At 69.2% G+C, this 7,184-nt stretch carries 4 protein-coding genes; all 4 read right to left on the bottom strand.

Annotated features, from left to right (window positions below):
- Positions 1-426, bottom strand: a 426-nt coding sequence (locus PKE44_RS12635) for a uroporphyrinogen decarboxylase family protein (RefSeq protein ID WP_324551737.1), incomplete at its 3' end; no start/stop codon positions are given.
- Positions 427-550: 124 nt separating this feature from the next.
- Entirely contained in the window at positions 551-1,966 is a 1,416-nt protein-coding gene (locus PKE44_RS12640; protein ID WP_324551738.1) for an FAD-dependent oxidoreductase, read from the bottom strand.
- An 80-nt stretch (positions 1,967-2,046) separates the two neighbouring features.
- Positions 2,047-6,510 carry a glutamate synthase large subunit gene (gltB, locus tag PKE44_RS12645; RefSeq protein WP_324551740.1) on the bottom strand — a complete coding sequence of 1,488 codons (4,464 nt, stop codon included), beginning with the start codon at positions 6,508-6,510 and terminating at the stop codon, positions 2,047-2,049.
- Positions 6,511-6,767: 257 nt separating this feature from the next.
- Positions 6,768-7,184: SPOR domain-containing protein (locus PKE44_RS12650; protein WP_324551743.1), on the bottom strand; the 417-nt coding region annotated here is incomplete at its 5' end.

A 7,184-nucleotide genomic window follows, 5' to 3' on the forward strand; every position in this document is an offset into this window, starting at 1 on the left:
CAGCGGCACGCGACCGGCGAGTTCGCGGCGGATCAGGCGCACGGCGTCCATCACGTAGCCGAGTTCGAGTTCGGGATCGGGCACGCCGAGGCGTTCGATCTCGGCGGCGCTGCGCACCGGGTGCGCGAAGCGCGGCCCCTCGCCCTCGGCGAAGGACAGGCCGAGCCCCATCGCATCGGGCACGGTCAGGATGTCGGAGAACAGGATCGCCGCATCGAGCGGGAAGCGCGCGAGCGGCTGCAGCGTGACCTCGCAGGCCAGCTCCGGAGCGGTGCAGAGCGACATGAAGCTGCCGGCGCGCGCGCGCGTGGCGCGGTACTCGGGCAGGTAGCGGCCGGCCTGACGCATCATCCAGACCGGCGTCGCATCGACGGGTTCGCGCAGCAGTGCGCGCAGGAATCGGTCGTTCTTCAGGGGCGGGTTCATCGGCGGGCTCGGCAACACGGCGCGGAAAGGCCGGCAGTGTGCCGCATCGCGCGCCGATCGGCCACGATGCGCCGCCGCAGCGGCCGCCGGAGGCTTGCGGCAGCCGCTGCGGGGGGCGGGAGGCTCAGACTTCGAGGTAGTCGAGGATGCCGAGTGCCGCTTCGCGGCCTTCGAAGACCGCGGTCACGACCAGATCGGAACCGCGCACCATGTCGCCGCCGGCGAACACCTTCGGGTTGCCGGTCTGGAACTGGCGCTCGCTGCCGGCGGCGCGCACGGCGATGCGGCCGCGATCATCGGTGGCGATGCCGAACTCGGCGAACCACGGCTTCGGGTCCGGACGGAAGCCGAAGGCGATCAGCACGGTGTCGGCCGCGATGATCTCCTCGGAGCCGGGCACGACCTCGGGGCTGCGCCGGCCGCGGGCATCGGGCGCGCCGAGCCGGGTGGTGACCACCTTGACGCCCTCGACCCGGCCGTTGCCGACGATCTCGACCGGCTGGCGGTTCCAGAGGAACTTCACGCCTTCTTCCTTGGCGTTGGCGACCTCGCGCTTCGAGCCGGGCATGTTGGCCTCGTCGCGGCGGTACGCGCAGGTGACGCTGGTCGCGCCCTGGCGGATCGAGGTGCGGTTGCAGTCCATCGCCGTGTCGCCGCCGCCGAGCACGACGACGCGCTGGCCGGCGACATCGATGAAGTCGGCGGCGCTGCGCTCGTAGCCGAGCAGGCGGTTGATGTTCGAGATCAGGAAGGGCAGCGCGTCATGAACGCCGGCGAGGTCCTCGCCCGGGAAGCCGCCCTTCATGTACGTGTACGTGCCCATGCCGAGGAACACGGCGTCGTACTCGTCGAGCAGGCTCTGGAAGCTCAGGTCGGTGCCGACCTCGACGCCAAGCCGGAACTCGACACCCATGCCTTCCATCAGCTCGCGTCGGGTCTGCAGCACGTCCTTTTCGAGCTTGAACGGCGGGATGCCGAAGGTCAGCAGGCCGCCGATCTGCGGATGGCGGTCGTAGACGACGGCCTTGACGCCGTTGCGCACGAGGATGTCGGCGCAGCCGAGGCCGGCCGGGCCGGCCCCGATGATCGCGACCTTCTTGCCGGTGGGCTTGACGTGATCGAGCTTCGGCCGCCAGCCGGCCTTGATCGCCTCGTCGGTGATGTACTTCTCGACCGAACCGATCGTGACCGCGCCGAAGCCGTCGTTCAGCGTGCAGGCGCCTTCGCACAGGCGATCCTGCGGGCAGACGCGGCCGCAGATCTCGGGCAGCGAGTTGGTCTTGTGCGACAGCTCGGCCGCCTCGAACAGGTTGCCTTCGTTGATCAGCTGCAGCCAGTGCGGGATGTGGTTGTGCACCGGGCACTTCCACGAGCAGTACGGGTTGCCGCAGTGCAGGCAGCGCCCGGCCTGGGTCGCCGCCAGCTTGGCGTCGAACTGGCCGTAGATTTCGTTGAATTCGTGCCGGCGGACTTCGGCCGGCGTCTTCGCCGGATCCTGACGGCTCACGTCGAGGAACAGCATCGGTTTGGCTTTGGACATGACGATCCGCTTGGGTGAGAGGCGATATCGGGCAGGCACCGCGGCACCGGGGCCGGGGCCCCGGTGCGCGGCAGAGCGCGTCAGGCGGCCTGCAGCAGCGTGTCGAGCAGCGTGGCCAGATCGGCGGCCTTCGGCTTGACCAGCCAGAACTTCGACGCATAGCGGCGGAAGTCGGCGAGGATCTGCCGGCCCCACGGGCTGCCGGTCTCGGCGACGAACTCCTCGATCAGTCCGCGCAGGTAGTGGCGGTGCGGTTCCATCGCCTCGGTCGAGATGCGGTGGATGTCGATCAGCTCGTGGTTGTAGCGATCGACGAAGGTGTTGTCCTCGTCGAGCACGAACGCGAAGCCGCCGGTCATGCCGGCGCCGAAGTTGACGCCGGTGCCGCCGAGCACCGCGACCACGCCGCCGGTCATGTACTCGCAGCCGTGGTCACCGACGCCCTCGACGACGGTGATCGCGCCGGAGTTGCGCACCGCGAAGCGCTCGCCGGCGAGCCCCGCCGCGAACAGCTTGCCGCCGGTCGCACCGTACAGGCAGGTGTTGCCGATGATCGTCGTGTCCTGCTCGACGAAGCCCGAGCCGCGCGGCGGGTGGATGACCAGCTTGCCGCCGGCCATGCCCTTGCCGACGTAATCGTTGGCGTCGCCTTCGAGGATCATGTGCAGGCCGCCGGCATTCCAGACGCCGAAGCTCTGGCCGGCGGTGCCGGTCAGGCGCAGCGTGACCGGCGCGTCGTTCATGCCCTGGTCGCCGTAGCGGCGCGCGATCTCGCCGGAGAGGCGCGCACCGATCGAGCGCACGGTGTTGCTGACCGTGTATGCGAACTCGCCGCCGCGCTTCGCCTCGATCGCCGCCAGCGTGTCGCGCACCATCTGCTCGGCCAGCTCGCCCTTGTCGAACGGCGCGTTGTGCGGCTCGACGCAGAAGCGCGGCTTGTCGGCCGCCACGCCGCCGTCGGAGAGGATCGGTGCCAGATCGAGGCGCGCGTGCTTGCCGGTGCTGCCGGGCAGGATCTCCAGCAGGTCGGTGCGGCCGATGAGGTCCGTGAAGCGCGTGATGCCGAGCATGGCCATCAGCTCGCGGACTTCCTGGGCGATGAACCGGAAGTAGTTCATCACCTTCTCGACCGTGCCCTTGTAGTGGTTCAGGCGCAGCACGTTGTTCTGCGTCGCCACGCCGGTCGCGCAGTTGTTCAGGTGGCAGATGCGCAGGTACTTGCAGCCCATCGCGATCATCGGGCCGGTGCCGAAGCCGAAGCTCTCGGCGCCGAGGATCGCGGCCTTGATGACATCGAGGCCGGTCTTCAGGCCGCCGTCGGTCTGCAGCCGCACCTTGTCGCGCAGGTTGTTGCGCCTGAGCGTCTGGTGCGTCTCGGTCAGGCCAAGCTCCCACGGACTGCCGGCGTACTTGACGGAGGTCAGCGGCGAGGCACCGGTGCCGCCGTCGTAGCCGGCGATCGTGATGAGGTCGGCGTAGGCCTTGGCAACACCGGCGGCGATCGTGCCGACACCGGCCTCGGCGACGAGCTTCACCGACACCAGCGCCCGCGGGTTGACCTGCTTGAGGTCGAAGATCAGCTGCGCGAGGTCCTCGATCGAGTAGATGTCGTGGTGCGGCGGCGGCGAGATCAGCGCGACACCCGGGCGCGAGAAGCGCAGCCGGGCAATCGTCGCATCGACCTTGTCACCGGGCAGCTGGCCGCCCTCGCCGGGCTTGGCGCCCTGCGCGACCTTGATCTGCAGCACCTCGGCGCTGGTGAGATACGCCGGCGTCACGCCGAAGCGCCCCGAGGCGATCTGCTTGATCTTCGAGACCTTCACCGTGCCGTAGCGCGCCGGGTCCTCGCCGCCCTCGCCGGAGTTCGAGCGCCCGCCGAGGCGGTTCATGGCTTCGGCGAGCGTCTCGTGCGCCTCGGGCGACAGCGCGCCGAGCGACATGCCGGCCGAGTCGAAGCGCTTGAGGATCGCATCGAGCGGCTCGACCTGATCGAGCGGCACCGGCTTCGCACCATCGGCCTTCAGCTGCAGCAGGTCGCGGAAGGTCGCGACCGGCCGGGTGTTGACGGACTCGGAATAAACCTTCCAGAGCTTGAAGTCGCCGCTGTTGACGGCGGCCTGCAGCTGCTGGACCACGTCCGGGTTGTAGGCGTGGTACTCGCCGCCGTGCACGTACTTCAGCAGTCCGCCCTGCTCGCGCGCCACGCGCGGGCGCCAGGCACCGGCGGCGAGCGCCTGCACGTCGGCTTCGAGGTCGGCGAAGTTCGCGCCCTGGATGCGGCTGGTGGTGCCGGTGAAGCAGAGCCCGACGACTTCCTCGTGCAGGCCGACGATCTCGAACAGCTGCGCGCCGCGGTAGCTGTTGATGGTGCTGATGCCCATCTTCGAGATGATCTTGAACAGGCCCTTGTTGATGCCCTTGCGGTAGTTCTCGGCGAGCTTGGCCGTGTCCTTCGAGGTGATCTCGCCGGTGCGGACCATATCCTCGATGACCTCGAAGGCCAGGTAGGGGTAGACCATCGACGCGCCGAAGCCGATCAGCACCGCGAACTGGTGCGGGTCGCGGGCGGTCGCGGTCTCGACCATCAGGTTGGCCTTGCAGCGCAGGCCCTCGTGCACGAGGCGCTGGTGCACGGCACCGACGGCGAGCGCGGCGTGCGCCGGCAGCCGGCCCGGCTCGATCGAGCGGTCGGACAGCACGATCATGACCTTGCCGGCCTGCACGGCGGCGACCGCCTCGTCGGCGAAGCGCGCGACCGCCTGCGCCAGACCTTCGGAGGCCGGGTAGTTCAGGTCGATGCGCTGGTGCGCGTAGCGGCCGTCGTTGAGCTTCAGGATCGCGCGGAACTTGCCTTCGGAGAGCACCGGCGAGGAGATCACGAGGCGTTCGGACAGCAGCTCGTCCTCGACGAACATGTTGCCTTCGGCGCCCATGCAGCCTTCGAGCGACATGACGATCGCTTCGCGCAGCGGATCGATCGGCGGGTTCGTGACCTGCGCGAACTGCTGGCGGAAGTAGTCGTACGGCGAACGCGCGCGCTCGGAGAGCACCGCGAACGGCGTGTCGTCGCCCATCGAGCCGACGGCTTCCTGCGCGCCCTCGGCGAGGATGCGCAGCACCTGGTCGCGCTCCTCGAAGCTGACCTGGAAGAGCTTTTCGTAGACGGCGAGCTCGTCGGCCTTCAGCGGCTCGGAGCTGGCGACATCCTTCGGGAAGATCGACTTCAGGTACTTGGTGTTCTGCGCGAGCCACTGGCGGTAGGGCTTGCGCGTCTTCAGCAGGTTGTCGATGTCGGCGGGGCTGAGCAGCGTGCCGGTCGCGGTGTCGACGGCCAGCATCTCGCCGGGCTTGACGCGGCCCTTGGCGACGACCTCCCCGGGCGTGTAGTCGTAGACGCCGATCTCCGAGGCGATCGTCATGTGCCGGTCCTTCGTGATCACCCAGCGCGCCGGCCGCAGGCCGTTGCGATCGAGCGTGCACGCGGCGTAGCGGCCGTCGGTCAGCACGATGCCGGCCGGGCCGTCCCACGGCTCCATGTGCATGGAGTTGTACTCGTAGAACGCGCGCAGGTCCGGATCGAGGTGATCGACGTTCTGCCAGGCCGGCGGCACCAGCAGGCGCATCGCACGGAACACGTCCATGCCGCCGGCGAGCAGCACTTCGAGCATGTTGTCGAGCGAGCTGGAGTCCGAGCCGGTCATGTTGACCATCGGCCGCAGGTCCTGCATCGGCAGCAGCGGCGACGAGAACGTGTAGCCGCGCGCCAGCGCCCAGTTGCGGTTGCCCTGGACCGTGTTGATCTCGCCGTTGTGCGCGAGGTAGCGGAACGGCTGCGCGAGCTTCCACTGCGGCATCGTGTTGGTCGAGAAGCGCTGGTGGAACACGCAGATCGACGATTCCAGCCGCGGGTCTTCGAGATCCTTGTAGAACTCCGGCAGCGCCGCCGGCATCACCAGACCCTTGTAGCCGAGCACATGCGCCGACAGCGTCACGACGTAGAAGGCCTTGTCGCTGTCCATCAGCCCGTAGGCCGTGCGCCGGCGGGCGACGACCAGATGGCGCTCGAACTGCGCCGGGTCCATGCCTTCGGGGGCGTTGATGAAGATCTGCTCGAACAGCGGCAGCGTCTTCAGGGCTTCCTCGCCGCAGCAGGCGGGATCGGTCGGCACGGTGCGCCAGCCGGCGACCGTCAGGCCTTCCTTGCCGAGTTCGGTTTCGAGCAGCGTGCGCGCGGCCTGCGCCTTCTGCGCGTCGGTGTTCAGGAACACCAGGCCGCAGGCATACAGCGAGCCCAGCGTCAGGCCGGCCTCGGCGGCGACGATGCGCAGGAAGCCGTCGGGTTTCTTCATCAGCAGGCCGCAGCCGTCACCGGACTTGCCATCGGCGGCAACCGCGCCGCGGTGGGTCAGGCGGGCGAGCGCGGCGATGGAGGTCTTGACGAGCCAGTGGCTGGCCTGATCGTCCATCTGCGCGATGAGGCCGAAGCCGCAGTTGTCGCGCTCGAATTCGGGCCGGTACAGGCCCTGCTGCTGATTCGTCTGCATCTTTGCTCCGCCTGCAGAGTATGCCGCTAACGTGGGTGACGGCCGGCCGGGGATGCCGGACCGTGGGGGGCTGGCTGCGCATCGGAGCCGGTATGAGCAGGATTCATGCCGGCGGCCAGTGACGCGGACCGCGCAGTATAACGGTGCAGTGCCGCATCGGTAAACGTAAGCGGACAGCGAAGCCTTGACTTTTCCCGCAGCCTGACTCAATCGCGCATGCCCGATGCGGGTGCGCCGAAACGGTGCAGCCCGCGCCGTCAGGGCGCGGGATCGGCGGGCGGCAGCAGCCGGCGCAGCGAACGCACGCTGCGCACCCAGGGCGTGGTTTCGCTGCGCAGCGCCTCGGGCAGGCGGGTCAGGGCCGTTTCGGCCGCCGCCTGATTCGGATGGAAACCGCCGAGCAGCAGCACGTGCCAGTCCTGGCCGTTGCGCCGGGTGCGCAGGATCACGTAGCCGCTGAGGCCGTTGCGTTCGGCGTAGCTGCGCAGCCGCGTTTCGGATTCGGTCGCGGCGAGCTGCACCACCCAGGCCGTATCCGGTGCGCGCGCGAGCGGCTCCGCCGCCGGCTGCGGCGTGCGCGGACGTGCCGGCGGTTTTGCGGGCACGGGCGGCGGGGCGATTCCGCGGCTCCGCGCGACGATCACGCCGCCCTCCGGCGCGACGGGCGCGCCCAC

The organism is Plasticicumulans sp., assembly GCF_035331805.1.
Lineage (GTDB): Bacteria > Pseudomonadota > Gammaproteobacteria > Competibacterales > Competibacteraceae > Plasticicumulans.

Coding starts and splice junctions, on each gene's coding strand:
- PKE44_RS12640 (WP_324551738.1), bottom strand. CDS start 1,966: ATGTCCAAAGCCAAACCGATGCTGTTCCTCGACGTGAGCCGTCAGGAT.
- gltB (WP_324551740.1), bottom strand. CDS start 6,510: ATGCAGACGAATCAGCAGCAGGGCCTGTACCGGCCCGAATTCGAGCGC.